The organism is Specibacter sp. NPDC078692, assembly GCF_040686835.1.
Taxonomy (GTDB): domain Bacteria; phylum Actinomycetota; class Actinomycetes; order Actinomycetales; family Micrococcaceae; genus Specibacter.
This window is the reverse complement of record NZ_JBFBLV010000017.1, coordinates 26930-43554: the sequence shown is the minus strand read 5'-3', so window position 1 is coordinate 43554 and position 16625 is coordinate 26930. Positions and strand designations below refer to the sequence as shown.

General features: G+C 57.4%; 15 protein-coding genes and 1 pseudogene. 11 read left to right on the top strand and 5 right to left on the bottom strand.

What is annotated here, in order from left to right; genetic code table 11:
- Positions 1-61 precede the first annotated feature (61 nt).
- Both AB0O97_RS12610 and AB0O97_RS12605 read left to right on the top strand, forming a co-directional pair.
- Entirely contained in the window at positions 62-1183 is a 1122-nt protein-coding gene (locus AB0O97_RS12610) for a CE1758 family FMN-dependent luciferase-like monooxygenase (protein WP_363883058.1), read from the top strand.
- A 1-nt stretch (position 1184) separates the two neighbouring features.
- Entirely contained in the window at positions 1185-1643 is a 459-nt protein-coding gene (locus tag AB0O97_RS12605; protein ID WP_363883055.1) for a MarR family transcriptional regulator, read from the top strand.
- Between the two features lie 47 nt (positions 1644-1690).
- Here AB0O97_RS12605 and AB0O97_RS12600 read toward each other — a convergent pair whose 3' ends face one another.
- Entirely contained in the window at positions 1691-2374 is a 684-nt protein-coding gene (locus AB0O97_RS12600; RefSeq protein ID WP_363838863.1) for a DUF222 domain-containing protein, read from the bottom strand.
- 531 nt (positions 2375-2905) lie between these two features.
- Here AB0O97_RS12600 and AB0O97_RS12595 point away from each other — a divergent pair.
- Complete coding sequence (locus tag AB0O97_RS12595; protein ID WP_363883052.1) at positions 2906-3997, top strand: IS110 family transposase; 1092 nt, start codon at positions 2906-2908, stop codon at positions 3995-3997.
- 237 nt (positions 3998-4234) lie between these two features.
- On the opposite strand, the gene AB0O97_RS12590 is transcribed toward AB0O97_RS12595, so the two are convergent.
- Positions 4235-4627, bottom strand: a complete 393-nt coding sequence (locus tag AB0O97_RS12590; protein ID WP_218713694.1) for a MerR family transcriptional regulator — start codon at positions 4625-4627, stop codon at positions 4235-4237.
- A 190-nt stretch (positions 4628-4817) separates the two neighbouring features.
- Between AB0O97_RS12590 and AB0O97_RS12585 the strand changes: the two genes are divergently transcribed.
- Together AB0O97_RS12585 and nhaA are read left to right on the top strand one after the other, a co-directional pair.
- Complete coding sequence (locus tag AB0O97_RS12585; protein ID WP_363883049.1) at positions 4818-6341, top strand: SulP family inorganic anion transporter; 1524 nt, start codon at positions 4818-4820, stop codon at positions 6339-6341.
- Between the two features lie 85 nt (positions 6342-6426).
- Positions 6427-7758: a Na+/H+ antiporter NhaA gene (gene nhaA / locus AB0O97_RS12580; RefSeq protein WP_363883046.1), complete on the top strand. Its 1332-nt coding sequence runs from the start codon at positions 6427-6429 to the stop codon at positions 7756-7758.
- Positions 7759-8150: 392 nt separating this feature from the next.
- Here the strand turns inward: nhaA and AB0O97_RS12575 are convergent, their stop codons facing one another.
- Together AB0O97_RS12575 and AB0O97_RS12570 are read right to left on the bottom strand one after the other, a co-directional pair.
- A complete protein-coding gene (locus AB0O97_RS12575) occupies positions 8151-9485 on the bottom strand; it encodes a hypothetical protein (protein WP_363883043.1) in 1335 nt (444 codons plus the stop codon).
- Positions 9486-9838: 353 nt separating this feature from the next.
- Complete coding sequence (locus tag AB0O97_RS12570) at positions 9839-9973, bottom strand: hypothetical protein (RefSeq protein WP_363883145.1); 135 nt, start codon at positions 9971-9973, stop codon at positions 9839-9841.
- Positions 9974-10022: 49 nt separating this feature from the next.
- Here AB0O97_RS12570 and AB0O97_RS12565 point away from each other — a divergent pair.
- Positions 10023-10487 (top strand): annotated as a pseudogene (locus AB0O97_RS12565) (DUF6318 family protein); the annotation flags it as partial.
- A gap of 44 nt (positions 10488-10531) precedes the next feature.
- Positions 10532-11398, top strand: a complete 867-nt coding sequence (locus tag AB0O97_RS12560) for a hypothetical protein (protein ID WP_363883040.1) — start codon at positions 10532-10534, stop codon at positions 11396-11398.
- Here AB0O97_RS12560 and AB0O97_RS12555 read toward each other — a convergent pair.
- Positions 11395-12894, bottom strand: a complete 1500-nt coding sequence (locus AB0O97_RS12555; RefSeq protein WP_363883037.1) for a M20/M25/M40 family metallo-hydrolase — start codon at positions 12892-12894, stop codon at positions 11395-11397. The genes AB0O97_RS12560 and AB0O97_RS12555 overlap by 4 nt on opposite strands.
- Before the next feature lie 192 nt (positions 12895-13086).
- Here AB0O97_RS12555 and AB0O97_RS12550 point away from each other — a divergent pair, with 192 nt between their 5' ends.
- The 4 genes from AB0O97_RS12550 (at position 13087) to phnE (ending at position 16609) form a co-directional block, all read left to right on the top strand.
- Positions 13087-13851 carry a hydrolase gene (locus AB0O97_RS12550; RefSeq protein WP_363883034.1) on the top strand — a complete coding sequence of 255 codons (765 nt, stop codon included), beginning with the start codon at positions 13087-13089 and terminating at the stop codon, positions 13849-13851.
- Positions 13848-14873 carry a phosphate/phosphite/phosphonate ABC transporter substrate-binding protein gene (gene phnD / locus AB0O97_RS12545; RefSeq protein WP_363883031.1) on the top strand — a complete coding sequence of 342 codons (1026 nt, stop codon included), beginning with the start codon at positions 13848-13850 and terminating at the stop codon, positions 14871-14873. Before AB0O97_RS12550 ends, phnD begins: the two co-directional genes overlap by 4 nt.
- Before the next feature lie 111 nt (positions 14874-14984).
- Positions 14985-15794: a phosphonate ABC transporter ATP-binding protein gene (phnC, locus tag AB0O97_RS12540; protein ID WP_363883028.1), complete on the top strand. Its 810-nt coding sequence runs from the start codon at positions 14985-14987 to the stop codon at positions 15792-15794.
- Positions 15791-16609, top strand: coding sequence for a phosphonate ABC transporter, permease protein PhnE (gene phnE, locus AB0O97_RS12535; protein ID WP_363883025.1), 819 nt, complete (start codon positions 15791-15793; stop codon positions 16607-16609). The genes phnC and phnE overlap by 4 nt, the downstream gene beginning before the upstream one ends.
- Positions 16610-16625: the final 16 nt, after the last annotated feature.

Sequence of the window (16625 nt, the reverse complement as noted above, 5' to 3'; positions counted from 1 at the left end):
GCCCATATAATAGATACAAACGCATATACCTTCCGGGGAGCCGGTTGCTAAGGAGCAGATCATGCAGTTCGGAATTTTCAGCGTCGGAGACATCACCATGGATCCGACCACAGGGCGTACCCCCACCGAACACGAGCGTCTGAAGGCGATCACCACCATCGCCAAGCACGCCGAAGACATCGGCATGGACGTCTTCGCCACCGGCGAGCACCACAACCCGCCGTTCTACCCCAGCTCTCCCTCGACCATCTTGGCCTACATCGCGGCGCAAACGGAGAAGATCATCCTCTCCACGAGCACCACCCTCATCACCACCAACGATCCGGTTAAAATCGCTGAAGACTTCGCCACCCTGCAGCACCTGGCCGACGGCCGTTCTGACATTGTTCTGGGCCGCGGCAACATGGGCGCCGTCTACCCCTGGTTCGGTAAAAACAACCAGGATTCCGTGGAACTGACAGTGGAGAACTACGCGCTGCTGCGCCGCCTCTGGGATGAAGAAGTAGTGAACTGGGAAGGCAAGTTCCGTACCCCGCTGCGCGGCTTCACCTCCACACCCCGCCCGCTCGACGGCGTTGCCCCGTTTGTCTGGCATGGTGCCATCCGCACGCCCCAGGTTGCCGAGATCGCCGCCTACTACGGTGACGGCTTCTTCGCCAACAACATCTTCTGGCCCAAGGAACACTACATCCAGCTGATCAACCTCTACCGTGAGCGCTATGCACACTACGGTCATGGAACCCCGGAACAGGCCATTGTTGGTTTGGGCGGTCAGTTCTTCATCCGTAAGAACTCGCAGGACGCCGTCAATGAATTCCGCCCCTACTTCGACAACGCTCCCGTCTACGGCCACGGCCCGTCCATGGAGGACTTCACCTCACAGACGCCACTGACCGTTGGTAGCCCGGCGGAAATGATCGAGAAGACGCTGGCGTTCCGTGACTACTTCGGCGACTACCAGCGCCAGCTGTTCCTGGTGGACCACGCAGGTCTGCCGCTCAAGACGGTCCTTGAGCAGCTGGATCTCTTCGGTTCCGATGTTCTGCCCACACTCCGCGAGGAGTTCGCCAAGAACCGTCCCGCGTCCGTCCCCGAAGGCCCCACCTTCGAGGCTCGCCGCGCCGCTGCCCAGGCAGCTGCCGCCGTCGAAAGTTCCGCTGCTTCCACAACAGGGGTGAAGTGACATGACTGCGGCAACACCAAGTCACCGCAGGCTGGCCACAGATTCCTGGGAGTCGCTGCTGACATCGCAGGTGGCCATGATGCGTGAGTTGCAGAAGGAGCCCTTGTTCAAGGAGCTGGGCAGCCGTGAGTACGACATTTTGTATCAGCTCTCGCGCTGCTCCAGCGGCTGGCTGCGACTCAACGAACTCAACGAGCATGTGCTGCTGACCCAGCCGAGTATTTCGCGGATGGTGGACAGGTTGGAGTCGCGTGGCCTGATTCAGCGCAAGTCGGCCGAGGACGACAAGCGCGGTGTTTTGATCGGGCTCACCGAGCAGGGCGTCGCCAAGCAAAAGACCGTGGGGCGTGCGCATGTGCAGCGGATCATGGAGCTGATGGAAGTGGCTCTGACGGACGATGAAATGCGCACCTTGCAGGATCTCACGAGCAAACTGCGGACATCAGTGGCAGGGCATTAGTGTCTCCGCGATGAACGCCCCGGCTAACTGCGAATAGCCGGGGCGTTTTATTTTTTGCGAGACTTCTTGATGAGGAGTCCGTGGTGATAGGTGTTGCGGCGAGGCGTTTGGCTGGGGTCGACCAGATAAGGAGCGATGAAATGAGGCGTTCCGTCGATCATTTTCATGGTCCAGTCGCTGTGATGAATCTTGGTGTGGTGATGACTACAGACGAGAGCAGCGTTCGCGATACTGGTTTCACCGCCCTCTTGCCAAGGGATCACGTGGTGAGCTTCGGTCCACGGTGCCGGGCGCATGCAGTCGGGGAACGAACATCCTAGATCCCGGGCCAAAAGGATCTTGCGTTGTGGAGCCGTGAAAAGACGCTGGGTCCTGCCGAGGTTGAGGATCTCTTGCCCTTCACCCATCGATAGATAGGTGATCTCAGGATCGCAGAGGGACTCCGCGAACAATGCCAGCGGCACGGGACCCGTAAAGGTCGTAAACGCCGTACCGGTCCCATCTCGCCGGTCCAAGTCTGTCTGGGTGGTAGTAATCATCAACTGGGTCTTCAGACCACCGTTGAGGGGCAACTTGTCAGTGCGAGCCGCCAGCTTCACACAGTCCAGGAGACCGTCGAGAAGCTTTTGCCCGTGAGTACGTGTGTCCTTGGAGACTGGATCGACGCTGTCAGGGTCTCGAGAATCCAAGCCCTCGAGAGAATCGTCCTGTCCCGGAAGTGGAATCCTCACTCCATCAATGGTCCTGGACTCGGTGGCACCAGGGCCTTCCGCTTCTGGGCTGATGAGCGGGCCGCTGTTGTTGAACAGACCACCGCCAAACACTCCACTATTGTGTGCTCTGGCGTCATTTTGACCGGAGTCCCAACCCTGAGTAGCGGTGTTGGCTTGATTGAACCAGAACCATTTCTCACCTTCATATACCGGGGCGACGGCGTCCGGCGGGGCGTGCTCTGGTCGAGGCGGAATCTCCCATGGTTTGTAAGTATTTTGTTGGTTGCTCTGTGAGTGACTGGCAGTCTGGTGTTGTGGCTTGGTTCGGGTGTGACTCACCCATGGAATTGCCTCCGCCGGTTGGTGTGAGTGCGCTGTCTTGGATATGTCCGCTCGGGCCGGGTTCAGCACCGGTTCTGTCTACTGCCCTGGCTTGATTAGAAGCATGCCCGCCAAAAAACACTGGTGTGGCTCATTACAGACCTGCCAAGCGGTAACCCCTATCGATGCGCCACATGACTGGCAGCAACCGTCGACATTGGAGGAAACATGAGCATCGTTGCCGAAAAATTCAGTTTCGTCGTAGGAATTGATACTCACGCGAAAACGCATACATTCGCGATCATCAACACCACTACTGGTGAGGAAATTGCTAACGAAACCTTCCCCGTCACCGTTCCAGGAGGAAAGCGCGCTCTTTCCTGGATACAGCGACGTTCTCAAGGAACCAAGGAAAACATCCTGCTGACGATGGAAGGTACAGGATCCTATGGCGCAAAATTCCGTCACCAGGCCACGGAGGCAGGGTTTCAGGTCACTGAAGCCCCCTTCCCTCACCGCAGATTGGGGAGACTGAGGGGGAAATCGGATGCCATCGATGCGGCGCGAGCAGCACGGGCCACGATGGGGATTCCTCTTGAGAAAGTCAGAGTTCCGCGAGCTGGAGAGGTTCAGCTGGCCTTGCGGGTGTTGACGACAGCCAGGGAATCTATGTCACGGGAGCGCACGGCAGCGATCAATTCTTTGACTGCTTTGTTGCGAGCAGTAGAGCTGGGATTTGATGCACGCAAAGCTCTCTCAGTTACCCAGATCAATGCTGTGGCAGCGTGGCGGGAACGAGAGGAGAATTTCAGCGTGCAGATCAGCCGCCGTGAAGCAGTACGACTGGCTGGCCGGATCGTTACGTTGACAGACCAATTGAAACAAAACCATTCCGAACTCCAACGCCTGGTAAAGGCGGAACATCCCGAATTGTTGGACGTTTTTGGTGTTGGTCCTGTCATTGCGGCGATCATTCTTACTGCTTGGTCGCATCCAGGGAGAGTGAGGTCAGAGGCGGCGTTCGCGGCCCTGGCAGGCACTTGCCCGGTTCCGGCCTCTTCTGGGAGCACAACCAGGTTCAGGCTTAATCACGGTGGGGATCGTCAGCTCAATAAAGCGCTCTACACCATCGCCTTGATTAGGATGCACTGGGACCAAGCAACCAAGGACTACGTCGCAAAACGAACAAGCCAAGGACGCACGAAGAAAGAGATCATCCGCAGCCTCAAACGCTACATAACCCGACAGCTCTTTCGAACACTCAAAACAGCAGTTTCACAGCCTGCGCTCGTTCCTATTCGGGCCGCCTCTACAGCCTAGAACCATGGCGGGGAAGTGTGAGGGTTTGAGGGTCCGCATCCGTGCGTCAACGGGCGTCGTCGCCCCACCTCACAATATGTCGCTGAATTTCATCGGGTGCAGGTGTCCCATCCGGGGGCTTTCCACTTCCTCGGAACTGGAACACTGCCAAGAAGTAGTCCAGCGTTGAAAATCCGGGCTGCCTTGGTGATCAAAAGACCGTCAAGGAAATCTGCTGCACTAAGGCCGTAGCGTGGCCTATTTGCTGCTGAGGTCCTGAATGAAGGCGTCGGCGCGTTTGAGATTGAGAGCAAGCTTGTCTCGTTTGTCGTTTGCGCGGTGGACATATTGGGCAAGAAGTTCCCGGGCGTCGTTGTTATCTGGATCGGCAGTCAGGACGTCTACGGTATCCAGGAGTTCTCCCATTTCTTCGAGTGTGAAGCCCAGTGGTTTCATGGACCGGATGACCAGCATGCGTTGTAAGTCTGATCCGGTATAGATCCGAAAGCCTCCGTCGCTGCGGGTTGTTGCAGGAAGAAGCCCCACTTCGTCGTAGTGGCGGATAGTGCGTTGGGAGAGTCCTGTGGCGTCGGCCAAGTCCCCGATGTGCATAGTCTGCTCGGTGGCAGCGGGTGGTGGCATATCGATCATAAACTTCTCCCTAAGTCCCTAAAGTTCCAACTCTACCCTTACGTTAGGTTAGAGTTGTAATTGTTCGGTGTATCGCCCGGCCATTCCTAGCCGAGGTAGTTCATTGCCCAGTGCAAGGACGCGCCGACCCCCACGATTCTACGTAACTGAGCGCTTGAGCGCTCTCATTCTTTTTTGAACGGAGCCATCAATGGCCACGAAAACAACTGCAGAACACCCTGTTCTGACTCCTGAGGAACGGCAATCCGTTCTTCGCACTCTCAAATCTCCCCGCCTGCTCAAGACCGAGGTCCTGGCCGGTTTGGTGGTGGCACTTGCCCTGATTCCTGAGGCCATTGCTTTTTCCATCATTGCCGGTGTTGATCCGCGCATTGGGCTATTTGCCTCTTTCACGATGGCCGTATCCATTGCATTCCTGGGCGGACGTCCCGCGATGATTTCCGCAGCGACGGGCGCCATTGCCCTGGTTATTGCTCCTTTGGTCAAGAGCCACGGGGTGGATTATTTTATTGCCGCGGTCATCCTGGCCGGTGTTTTCCAGATTCTTCTAGCCCTACTTGGTGTGGCTAAGCTGATGCGGTTCATTCCGCGCCAGGTCATGGTTGGCTTCGTCAACGCGCTGGCAATCCTGATTTTCATGTCCCAGGTTCCGGAACTGCTCGGTGTACCGTGGCTGGTGTATCCGTTGACGGCCCTTGGTCTGTTGATTGTGTTTGGTCTGCCGAAGATCACCACGATTGTTCCGGCCCCGTTGGTGGCTATCGTGGTCCTTACCTTGATCGCTGTCGTGGCGTCTTTGGCCGTCCCCACTGTGGGGGACAAGGGAGAGATGCCCGAGAGCCTTCCCTCGTTGTTCGTGCCGAATGTGCCACTGAACTTTGAAACTCTGCAGGTTATCTTTCCTTACGCGTTGGCCATGGCTTTCGTTGGGTTGCTCGAATCGTTGATGACAGCCAAACTCGTCGATGACGTCACCGACACCCATTCCCACAAGACACGCGAGTCCTGGGGCCAAGGAGTCGCGAACATCATCACGGGCTTCTTTGGCGGTATGGGAGGATGCGCGATGATCGGCCAGACCATGATCAACGTCAAGGCCTCCGGCGCCCGCACCCGCCTCTCCACGTTCCTGGCAGGAGTGTTCCTGCTGATCCTCGTCGTTGCTTTGGGGGACATTGTGGCGCTGATACCCATGGCCGCGCTGGTCGCTGTGATGATCTTCGTATCCGTCGCAACTTTTGATTGGCACAGCATCAAACCCGCCACGTTGCGCATGATGCCCAAGAGCGAAACGACCGTCATGGTTGCCACCGTGATCTTCACCGTTTGGACCCATAATTTGGCCATTGGTGTTGGTGTCGGGGTGCTGACAGCCATGGTCCTCTTCGCGAACCGCGTTGCTCGCCTGGTTACGGTGGAACGTCGAATCGAGGAACACTTTGGGGAGACAATTGCCAAGTACGAGGTCAACGGAGAACTTTTCTTCGCCTCATCTAACGACCTCTATACCCAATTCGAGTATGCCGAAGACCCCGAAAGGATCGTTATTGACCTCTACAACTCCCACCTGTGGGATGCCTCGACTATCGCCGCGGTGGATGCGATAACCGCTAAATACGCCAAATATGGCAAGACCGTCGAGATAGAGGGATTGAATGCGGCAAGCCTCAAAATGCGCGAACGCATGGGCGGAAAACTTGGAGCCGGACACTAGCTATATGCCATAGGGTTGAAGACAGGTGCGCCGGGAAGTCTGGTCGGCAATGTAAAAGTCGACCCTGATTAAAGGACTGTGCCATATGAACACTCAAGAACTTCCCAGACGTCCCCTCTTAGGGCGCGGCAGCTATGTGGAAGCCCTGCGGATCGGTGAGATCCTGCGCAAGGAAACCATCGGTGGCATCCTGCTGGTCATTGCCGCAGTCGTCGCCCTGATCTGGGCCAACTCTCCGGTTTCCGAGAGCTACTTCGCACTCCGCGACTTCAAAATTGGTTATGAACCCTGGCATCTTGAATTGAGCTTGGGGGCGTGGGCGGCTGATGGGCTATTGGCCGTGTTCTTCTTCCTTGTAGGTCTGGAGCTGAAGAGGGAAATGGTTGCCGGGGACCTGCGCCAGATCAGTAAAGCTATCGTTCCTGTGGCGGCTGCTGTGGGTGGGGTTGTTGTCCCGGCGTTGATCTACGCTGCGATCAACTGGGGAAACCCTGAAACTATCTCAGGTTGGGCGATTCCCACCGCTACTGACATTGCCTTCGCCGTCGCGGTCCTTGCCGTCATTGGCTCACACCTGCCCACCCCACTGCGCATATTTCTGCTCACCCTCGCGGTGGTCGATGACCTCATGGCGATCACCATTATCGCGCTGTTTTACACCAGCGAAATCAACACCACAGCTCTGCTGTTGACCCTGATTCCGCTAGGACTCTATGCGTTTCTTGCGCAAAAGTACCGGCGCTTCTTTGGGTTGAACCCTTCCGCAGCGTGGTTCATTTTGCTGCCTCTTGGCTTCGCCGCTTGGGCCCTGCTTCACGCATCAGGTATCCACGCGACTGTCGCCGGGGTAGCTCTCGCCTTCACCATCCCCGTCTTACACAGCAAGAAACACGGAAAACACAGCGAAGTACCAGGGCTGGCCGAAACCTTCGAGCACCGCTTCCGCCCCATCTCAGCGGGCTTTGCTGTACCCGTTTTCGCGTTCTTCTCCGCTGGTGTCTTCGTGGGCGGTATTGAGGGACTGCGTTCAGCTCTGACCGACCCCGTCGCCATTGGCATCATTGTCGCCTTGGTTCTTGGAAAACCAATCGGCATCCTGGCAGCAACCTTCCTCACCTCCAAATTCACCAAGGCGACCCTGGACCCGGAGCTCAAATGGGTGGACCTGCTAGGTGTAAGTCTCTTAGCGGGCATCGGTTTCACCGTTTCGCTGCTCGTTGGTGAACTCAGCTTCGGACTCGGTAGCCCCGCCAACGATCACGCGAAGGTCGCCATTTTGACCGCTTCCATCCTTGCCGCAGTTTTGGCGTCTATTTTGCTCGGCAGTAGGAACAGGAAATACCGAAAAATCCATGCGCAAGAGAGTATTGATGACGATCATGACGGAATCCCCGATATCTACCAGCAGAAGCAGTAACAAAGACATTGACGGATCCCATTTGTAAACGAGAACATCACACGGATTATCCCCATAGAAGTGGGATGTAGTGAAATGAAATCGCCATTTGGTCCACGCGCACCTGCTGCGGACCAAACGCATGGCGCGTAGGAAGTTGCTCGGGATGTTGATAGAGATATTTTCATGGGGAGCATCGGGCAGGGTGACTTGGTCGTGTCAGGCGGGCAGGGAACCGTGTGCTGGGGTTGCCTGGTTGTGGCCGGGGAGTGAAGCACTGAGCCAATTGTCAGGGTGTGCTTGTAGCGTCTAAACCGAAGTGGCCAACCGTCCCCAAGAGGTTGGCCACTTCGCCATTTAACAGCCTTAAGTAGTAGCCGGCTATCGGGCAAGTTCCCCGTGGCATGACATGGTCAACCCTTGACAGTTATAGAAGCATCCAAGGTCCGCTGCCATTGCATGCCTAACTTTTCTTTTGTTCCCTGCCATTCCGGTCCCGGCTGTGCTGTTGGATCGTGCCCATTCGGTCCTTGAACTTGCTGTTCTGAAGGTTCGGCAGACTCCACCGGCGGTACCGGCTCCGCAGCGTTGAAGACGCCAATAATTCCGTTCAACTGCTCAAACAAGGTTCCCTGTGCCTCACAACCCGGGACTGAGTCTCCCTCGCCGCCGTCGCTTGCCTTCCCTTCTTGGTTCGATTGGTTCGATTGGCCCGATTGACTTGTCTGGTTCGCCTGATTCGATTGGGCGTGGTCATCGCCGAATGGCTCTGAATCTGCAGAGGAGTGCTGAGCATCAGCGCCTTGATCGTTGTTGATGCCGTTGATGCCGTTGATGTCTTTGTGCTTGTTGGGATTCGTGGCGGTGCCGATAGCGACCATGAGAGTCTCATACTGCTCAATGGTCATGTGCCCATCGAAGTGAATCAATCCACGGCGGGGCTTACGGAAAAACACACCCTGCTTCGCCAGCAGGTCACCGGGAGTCGGCTTGTGGCCATCAGGATCCGGCAACGACATAATTCGGTTTCCTGCATGTCTCAGAAAATCAGGGCCTTGCTCTTGCCCTGTCTCCACCAACGATTCCTCTACCTCATTACAAGTTTCTGCACTGATTCGATCCGCTTTGGATAGTCCACTGGCTTCCGCCACAAATTTGCCGATCATAGACGCTTGCTCAACCGATAGTTGACCCGTGAAGAATGCCTCACCCAGTACCGGTTGAGTCGCATCAGGTGCGATCTCGCCAGTGATCAGATCACGAGTGGGCAATAAAGTCTGGGATAACGCAATCCTGCGTCTGGCATCGGCGGCACTTATTCGCACGGACTGAATGAGGAGGTCCACAGTACCGTGTACGCCCATGGCCGCATATCGGCCAGCATCAACGCGTTGGGCAATTTTACCAGTAGCTTGCACTAACATGGCTTGCTGGAAACGACCCAGTTGCTCGAGGTCCTGTGACCAACGCACACACTCAGCGTCCGTAAGCGACCCCATATCTAAACCGAAGGGCGTCTGACCAGGGATCGAGACATCGCTGGCACCAGCGGATGAAGATGCAGAGCGGCCGGCGCTAAGATCCTCTACCACCACAGTCTCTGCGACCTGACGATCATCCGTAGGAGCGACGGTAGCTGCTCGAACAAGGGCCGCAGCAAGATTGAGGAGTTGGTGAATATGATCGCCAACCCTTAGATCTCCTGAATCGGATACCGGTTGTACCGGCATCCTTGCCGCTGTGTCCATATATATATTCTAGAAGAAGGTACTGACATTTCCGCTGAGATAGTGCTGCATGTGAATCCACCGGTCGCAGAACCAAGTGTGGAGGAATGGATGACCTAGCCGTGCTCCAAACACTGCATCGGAGGGCCCGCCGGCCCCGGATTATGCATAGTTGTGGATAACTTCTGGCAGGTAAGCTTTCCCGCGTGTACCTTGGTAGGAAGCCACAGAGCAGCCACCTCAATGACGAGGGCGCTGTCCACTCAGCACCACGGGTAGGGGCCGGGCATGCAAGATAGTCACAGCAAAGATCGGCATCGGGACGCCGCGACGATGACAGCTAACTGCCATCGTCACCGTTCACAATTGCACACTTATGCCGTAGCCATCTGCCTTGCCATGATGATGTCTCTCGTTGGCTGCACGTCGACACCCACGGACCCAAGCACCAGCGCATCAGCTCCGGAAACCAGCAGACCTGCAACCAGCACAGCCACGTCGACGTCCACGGCTGAACAGCCAACTCCGCCGCCGACTACTGCTGCCGTCTACAAACCTGCTACTGCGGAGGGCCCGGCTCAAAACGTCCCGGTCCCAGTTCTGCCTGAAAAGGCAAAGGAATTCAGCAAAGACGGCCTCCTTGCTTTCGCTGAACATTGGTACAGCACCCTCGGCTATGTCTTCGAAACAGGCGACCCGGGGCCCATGATGGAAATCAGTGATCCTAGCTGTAAAACTTGCCTCTTCATCAAGGAACCAGTCGAGAATTGGTACAAAGAGGGCGGATGGGCAGTTGGCGGTCAGATGAACATTCTTCAAACGACTAGTCCCTTCAGTGAAACCACAGACGGGTCCTATCAGGCAATGTTGCTGGTGCGCCAAACCAAAGTTAGCTACTACTCCGCTGATGGGACACTCACAAAAGACCACTCTCAAGCCATTGCCCGAACCAATCTCGTCGAAGCCGTTTATACCAATGACGGCTGGATCGCCAAGACGGCAGAGATTCTAAAAAAGAGTTAGCTATGTCGGTGTATCGTCTACTTCTTTCAGCATCCTGCACGGCAGTGCTAATTGCCACATTCTTAGTTCCGGCGCGGGCCTTGGCCGCTGTCGATACGCCCGATTGGGATGGCACCGGAATTATCGTGGATAGCCGTGATCAGACGGATGCAGGAAACTTCGAGCCGCTGGCGCCGTCTACCGAACCTGGAGAAACAACCCAGTACGAGTATCGGTTCGCTTGTACAGACGGTGACAGCCTTGTGTTTAGCGCTTGTACCGAACTAATGCTGGAATGCTCATCCGGTGCAAGTAGCCCTGAGGGTAAGCCTGGAACAGCCATCTACTGGTACTACGCCGACACAGCCTTTGATCCACTCATCTGGACATTTCATTCAGGCCCAGTCTGCATCTACGACGAGCAACCCAGGGACCTTCTCGCTGAGATCGCCGGGCAAATAGCTACCGAGTTCCAGCGCACCCCAGTAGTAGCGGCCGAATTCGGCAGCCAACCAGGACCACACACCCTCCGCGGCAAAGAAACCAACGTCTGGGCCACAGCCAGTACACAAACCTTCAACCTCACCATGCTCGGCCAAAACGTCACCATCACCGCCACCCCAGTCGCCTACACCTGGAACTATGGCGACGGCACCATCTGGGGACCAACACCCATTCACGGCGCACCCCTGCACCAAGACCGGATCGGCGAACAAACCCAAACCAGCCACATCTACACCGAAACCGGACGCCTCACTATCAGCGTCACCACCCACTTCGACGGCACCTACACCGTCAACGGCGGCCCCGAACTATCCATCCCCGGCCAAGGCAACATCCCCTCACCAGCCCAACCACTCACCGTCTGGCGCGCCGAAACCCACCTCTACGCTGACGACTGCATCGTCAACCCCAACGGCATCGGCTGCTAACCCAGTCCCTGCAGCAGTTCGCGGTAAAACACCACGCCGGCCCCTAGGGAACTGATCCGTACTCGTTCGTTTACGGCATGCAGAGAGCCACGGTCCGATACGTCCATCAGCAACGGTGAAAATCTATAGACGGCTGAAGATATGGCGGTGAAGTATCGTGAATCGGTGGCCCCGGTCTGAATATAAGGCGTCACCACCGCATCGGGATAGGACACCGAAACCGCTCGGCTCAACAGTGCAAATTGTTCGTTGGAGAATGAGGAAATCGGCGAGGGATCGTGGCCAGAAATTACGGTCAGCTCCACCTCTGGATCGTCAATGATGGCCTGAACCCGTTCAACCACCGATTCAACGCTCTCCCCGACAGCAATACGGATATTGGCATTCGCACGAGCGGTAGATGCGAGGACATTGGACGCCTTGCTCCCTTCAAGCATGGTCACGGCCACAGTGGTTCGGGTCAGGGCCCGGGTTTCATCGCCCACAACGCCAAAGGCTTGAGTGAGCAGTCCTTTGAAGGCCCACAGGTTTTCCGTCACCAAGCGCAGAACAAATCCGCTATTCGATCCAATGCGTCTCATCATGTCAGCAATGGGATCCGGCATAGAAGCAGGAAAAGGCGACTCTTCCAAAGCCACAATGGCCTGCGCCAAGCGCGCGGTAGCACCCATCCGAGGCGGTGTTGATGCATGCCCGCCGGCACCCCTAGTCAGGAGTTGCAAATCCAGGATGCCCTTTTCAGCCACACCGATAACGGCCGCCGGAGCCTTCAACCCCGGAAACGCGTCAACCGCTACAGCACCACCTTCATCCAGCACCAACCACGGCTTGATCCCCCGAGCGGCCAACAGTTCAACGGCTGCTTGGGCGCTGTCACCAGCAGTCTCTTCATTGTTACCGAAAGACAGATAAACATCGTGCGCGGGCGAAAATCCCTCCGCCAGCAGAGACTCAATCGCATTCATAATCACGACCAGGGCGCCCTTGTCATCAAGGGCGCCTCGACCCCAGACACACCCGTCCTGCTGGTGTCCTGAGAAGCCCGGGTACGTCCAGTTGTCGCGGCTGTCCACGGGAACCACATCGTAGTGGGCCATCAACACGGTGGGCTGTGCCACCGCATTCGGACCGTTTCCCGCCCACCTGAACAACAGCGCATGGCCGTTGACAAATTCTCGGCTCAAGCGGGCATGAACCATCGGGTACAGCCGGGCCAAAGCATCGATGAAGCTGGTGAACTGCTCCAGTTCGATCTGGTCTCTCGCGCTGGAGAAAACCGTGCGGTAGGTGATCAGTTCACTGAGCTGATCCGCTGCGGACTGCGCGTACTCCACACCAATTTCGGCTGAGTTCAAGGTGGCACCAAAGTCGCCAGTAGGAGTACCAACCCCAGCCCGGAAAGCACGGGCACCCATTACGGTCACGGCCCCAGCCAACCCCACGGACACGGCTGCTGTAACGGCACGACTGAGCAATTTCCCGGTTCCTTTAGGCATGCACGGATTCTATGCCATAAGTCTGCGTTGCTACCCGGGCACGCAGAATCTGTTCCGTTACCGCGACGGCGAGCGCCCAAAACCATCTGATCTACACCGAAAAGAAACCCTTGTGTAAACACTGCGTGAACAGTTGTTCCATAGAACCCATTCTCATGGACACGGTGTTCATGGTCACGTACGCTAATTTTTGTGATCCTAACGACGCCAGCCCAACAGGCTGCAGAACAACCTCTTCCGCTACTGATTCTTGATTTCGACGGCACCGTCTGTCTAGGCGATGGCCCGGTTCTTGCATATGCAGACGCCGTCGCTGAACAGATTCCAGAAGCATCCCGCCCTGCACTTCGGGAAGGACTGGATGCCTTTCTCGCCGAAGACCCCAACGCCCCCGCCTACAAGGACGGGTACGCAGCGGTGGCTGCCCTCGCTGCCGAAATGATCGATTCGGACGGGCTCCACCGGGCGTACGCCGAAAGCCGAGAACGGCTGGCAGCAGGGACTGTGGAGATCACCGCACCAGAAGGGTTGGCCGAGTTTTTGGACAGCCTGGCTGGTGTTGCCTTCCGGGTTCTGCTGACCAACGCTCCACTGATTGGCGTAGCAGAATCACTGGCCACCCTGGGCCTGACTGACTCCATTGACTTGATCATGCCCGACGCCGGCAAACCAGCCGGGTTCTCTGGCCTTCTTCCCGTCCTGCTTGCAAACAAGGCCCCATACGAGTTGCTCAGTGTTGGCGATGTCTGGAGCAATGACATTGATCTGCCATCGCGCCATGGCTGCGTAACTGCCTTCATTGACCGCTTCAACCACCGCACGGGCACGGCCTCGGTCAGCGCCCCGCGGATTGAACTGCTGTATGACGCAATCTCCGCCTGGGCCCACGATCCAGCCGGTTTCAGCTCCACTCATCAAGGCATTTCCACCCCCTCTTCAGAAAAGGCACCTCTGTGATCAAGAATCGTTCAAAACTCGCAGCACTGGGAACATTGGCTCTGGCCAGCATCCTTGCTCTTTCGGCCTGCGGCGTCAGCCAAGACAGCGCTGACTCGGCGGCAAACGGCACAAACGGGGCAACAAGTTGTGTCGGCACCAGCGACGCTTCCGCCATCGCCCCTAAAGAATTGACACTTGCGCTGGTTCCCTCCGGTGACGCCAAGAAGCTCGTTGACACAGTCAAGCCGCTGGAGGAAGCACTAAGCAGCCGCTTGGGAATCCCCGTCAAGGGTGTCATCACCGCCGATTACCAGGCAGCCGTAGAAGCCATCGGCTCCAATCAAGCACAGATCGGCATGCTCCCGTCCCTGCAGATGAGTCAGGCCTGCGACAAGTATGGCGCCGTTCCCGCCCTGCAGACGGTCCGCAAGGATAAGTCCAGCTACGCTGCGCAGATGTTCACTAACAATCCTGAGAAGTACTGCACCGACGCCCCCGCTGCAGGACCCAACGGCATGCTTTACTGCAACGGAACTGCATCAGGCAACGGCCCCGCCGGGCTCGATTCAGTCGCCAAGGTCAAGGGCGCTACCGTGTCCATGCTCTCCCCCGCCTCGCCTGCCGGCTACATCTTCCCCGTTGCCGCCATGAAGAACGCCGGGATTGCCATCGAGGATGTCTCCCCCATCAAGGTCACTGCCAACGATGCCTCCGTGCTTGCCGTGTACAAGGGCGATGCTGAGGTTGGCTTCAGCTACTGGGATGCCCGTGAAGTGGTGGCCAAGGACAACCCCGATGTTGGCGAAAAGGTAGTGGTCTTCGCCCTAACGGATGAAGTCCCTAACGACGGCATGTCCATCTCCAGCAAGCTCAGCTCCGACTGGCAGACCAAGATCGATGAGGCCATGCTCGATTTCGCTGGTACCCCTGAGGGCGTCAAAGCACTGACGGCGATTTACCAGATCACCGGCATGGCGAAGGCTGATCCGGAGAGCCTGCGCAAGACTCAGGAAGCAGCACGCTCCATCGGTCTGGGCTGACAACCCGGCCTACCGGCGCTAACCAGCTCAACTCCACACCGAGTCACCAATGTCCCGCCCTCACCTCGAGGTGCGGGACATTGGGCGGCACAGCAATAGAAAGCAGATCCCATGGAGCACACCGCGGCGGATATCCGTTTCAGCGATGTATCGGTGACCTACCCCAATGGCTACACCGGCCTGAAGAACATCAACTTGAACATTCCAGCCGGTGAAATGGTAGGAATCGTGGGCCTCTCCGGCGCCGGCAAGTCAACGCTGATCCGCACCATCAACGGTCTGGTCCCCATCACCAGCGGCAGCATCAACGTCGGCGCCCATCAGCTCAACGGCCGCGGCGGCACCCAGCTTCGGGGCAAGGATCTGCGAGAATTGCGCTCCAACGTGGGCATGGTCTTCCAGAGCTTCAACCTGGCCAAGCGCACCACCGTGCTCAACAATGTGCTCATGGGCAGGCTCTACCACTCCCCTGCGTGGCGCACCCTTTTGGGCGCTTGGAAGAACGACGACGTCGAACTCGCCATGTCTGCCTTGGAACGAGTCGAGATTGTGCCCAAGGCTTACGAAAAGGCCTCAAGCCTCTCCGGCGGCCAGCAACAGAGAGTGGCCATTGCCCGAACCTTGGCGCAGCGGCCCCAGGTGATCTTGGCTGATGAGCCTGTGGCATCCCTTGACCCGCCCACCTCCCACGTGGTGATGCGCGATCTCCAACGCATCAACGCCGAGCTGGGCATCACCGTTGTGGTGAACCTGCATTTCTTGGACCTTGCCCGTCGCTACAGCGACCGCTTGATCGGCTTGCGCTCCGGGGAGCTGGTCTTCGATGGCGCCGGAGCCGACGCCGATGAGTCCGTCTTTGAAAACATCTACGGCCGCTCCCTGACTGCTGAAGACGTCCTAGGCACCAAGGCTGAACTTTGAGCGCCTCCGTCTCACCCGCCCCGCAGCCCCGGCCGCAGACCCAGCGCCCCACCAAGCCGCGCCACGGCGCAAGGACGGTAGCCGCCGTCGTACTTCTGGTGGCAATCACCATCTGGGCCGGGATCGGTGTGCAGGTAGATCTGCCAGCCATCGCGGCCAACTGGCGCAACGCCACCACCAACATTATTCAACTGCTCCAGCCCGATTACGGGTTCTTTCCCAAGACCATTCCGGCTCTGCTGGAGACCCTGCAGATGGCCGTGATCGCTACGGTGATCGGCTCGGCGCTGTCGCTGCCGCTGGCATTTTTGGCATCGCGGGCCACAAATCCTCGGCCCAAACTGCTCGCGGGCGTGCGGTTCGTGATGAACATGATTCGCAGCGTGCCGGACATCTTGTTTGCCTCGATCCTGGTGGCCGTGGTGGGTGTTGGCGCGCTTTCGGGCATCATGGCGCTGGTGTTGTTCAATATTGGCATCATCGTGAAACTGGTCTCGGAATCGCTCGATGGCGAGGACGCTGGAGCGCAAGAGGCTGCGCTGGCGGCCGGTGCCAGCTGGCCCAAGGCCAACCGGGCGGCCATGTTGCCTCAGATTCTGCCCAGCTTCGCATCTCAGGTTTTGTACACCTTTGAGCTGAATATCCGCGCCTCAACGGTCATTGGTCTGGTGGGTGCGGGCGGCTTGGGCATCCTGATTGACAACGTCCGCAGTTTCTTCAGGTACCACGAACTGTCACTGATCATTGTGGAAATCCTGGTGCTGGTCTTGGTGCTGGAATCACTGTCCGCCTGGCTACGAAAGAAGTTGGTGTAGCGTGGCGACACTCATC